The organism is Leyella stercorea DSM 18206, assembly GCF_000235885.1.
In the GTDB taxonomy this organism is placed as follows: domain Bacteria; phylum Bacteroidota; class Bacteroidia; order Bacteroidales; family Bacteroidaceae; genus Prevotella; species Prevotella stercorea.
Genome location: NZ_JH379445.1, coordinates 1 through 2,032 on the forward strand (window position 1 = coordinate 1; position 2,032 = coordinate 2,032).

The 2,032-nt window shown below is 31.3% G+C and carries 2 protein-coding genes and 1 pseudogene; all 3 read left to right on the forward strand.

Translation table 11 applies throughout. From position 1 onward, the window contains the following. Window positions 1-477, forward strand: a 477-nt coding sequence (locus tag HMPREF0673_RS08950; protein WP_007901171.1) for an AHH domain-containing protein, incomplete at its 5' end; no start/stop codon positions are given. A gap of 2 nt (window positions 478-479) precedes the next feature. Then, window positions 480-1,037 (forward strand): hypothetical protein, encoded by a 558-nt coding sequence (locus tag HMPREF0673_RS08955; RefSeq protein WP_007901173.1) that lies wholly within the window; start codon window positions 480-482, stop codon window positions 1,035-1,037. A gap of 437 nt (window positions 1,038-1,474) precedes the next feature. Beyond that, window positions 1,475-2,032, forward strand: a pseudogene (locus HMPREF0673_RS08960) (FRG domain-containing protein); the annotation flags it as partial.

Consider the following 2,032-nt stretch of genomic DNA (forward strand, 5'->3'; position numbering starts at 1 on the left):
TACTCGCCTGAAATGGGGATATATATTTCTTCTGACCCAATTGGACTGGCGGGTAACAATCCGACTCTGTATGGATATGTGCGGGATATCAATACGTGGCTTGATGAATTTGGGCTTCTTACATATAACACTATGCCTTCAATCCCAGATCATCAAAAACATCATATCATTCCACAACAATTAAGATATCATGATGTTATTGCTAAAGCAGGATTTAATATTCATGATGAGAGTAACATTAAATATTTGCCAACAAAAGCTGGTGTTAATAGCAACCCTAAATTACCAATTCACAATGGTTCTCATCCAATCTATACTAATCAGGTAAAAATGGACTTAGATAGAGTATCGGTTCGTGCTGCTCAAGATGCAAGATTAGGAAAAGTTTGGAAAGCGTCAGATTATCAGGCTGAAATAGATTCTATTATAAATAAATATAATATTCTTTTAGATCAAGGTTTAATTAAATGTAAGTAACTATGTATTATTTCCTTTCAGTGACTCCCAATTATCCTAATTCATATTGGTTGGAGTATTACAGAGCTTCAAGCATTGAATCTGTTGTTTTTTTAGAGAACAAAAAAATATCAGAGCCAACGGATACTCTTATTTTCAATATTAACAAAAATATAAATATAGAGCGTTTTAAGAAATACGATTATTTGATGACAGATGCAGTTCCAATATTAAGTGAACGATTTGCAGAAATATTAAATAACTTGGCTCCACATGATGTCCAACTGATAACTACACATGTATTCAATCGGTCTGAATATATTGGGGATTATTACCTTCCAATTTATTTAAAATTAATTGATTGTATTAATTGGGAAACCTCAATCTATGATAATGAGTTTGATATATTTAAGAGAATAGATTTGTTACCTAATAGTCTTGGTAATAATAAAATTGTTAAAGCTAAAGGTTATGAGTTAGGATTACCAATTGTGCAAGAAGACATATTTTCTAAATGTAAAAAAATGAATGGTTGTTCTTTTTTTAAGAGTCCATATATAAACCCATTATTTGATGTTTAATCATTATTCAGTTATCTATTAATACAAACGAAATAAATATAATAGCTATAATATTACTTGGGACAGTCATATCACTGTGGTATTTAGCGATATATGTTCCTCATTTTAAAAAGATGCTTCCATTAATGATATTTGAAACATTTGGAATCTCTCGAATGAAAAAGAATTAAAATAGCTATATTTTGGCATCATATATTAGTTCGGCTTGTTGCGATGTTATGATTCTTGCCTTCAACCAGATATATTTTTCCATTGCAATACAAATTTCTTGCAAAAATCATCTGTCATACAATAAATTTTCGTAGTTTTAGCATCTGAGAACATATTGTAATTGTTTAAATATTAATACATAATGTGATTTTGAATATTTATTATTCTTGTTTTTTGTCATATCTTTATAACTTTATATTGAATTTATGTTAATTTAAGAACGAATTATGAACGACCAATTTACATGGCTATCATTCTATAAAGAACTATCCGATTGGCTACTTGGAAAACAGAATAACCAGCCGGAACTTATATCTATACTAAAAGATATAGGTATTACCGGTTTTCGCGATGGTACAGAAAAAGGTAAAGAAATCACACTGCAAGAAATAGACCCATTCACATTCTTGGCGTATCTCAACAAGTTTCACTCCGATGAAAAAAGGGTCGAAATCTTACAGGATTTAAGGCGCAGGCTAAATTTTAGTTGTCCAGAACCGACAGATGTATCAGGCATCCCGACAACACATCCCATGAAAGTGCATCTATTCCCATGGAAGACAATCAGGGACAACAATGATATAAATGTATTATGGGAATTGTTCGGACAGGTAAAAGAAGGGAAAGTAGATGAAAAACTTTTTCAAACGGCATTGAACATTAAAAGTGTCGGAAAGGGAAAGCTCAGCATTGTTCTGTTCTACGCTAATCCAGAAAAATATGTTCCTTTGGATTCCAACACTTCATCGTATTTAAGAAGTAAAAAACTGGGCTACACTTATGAT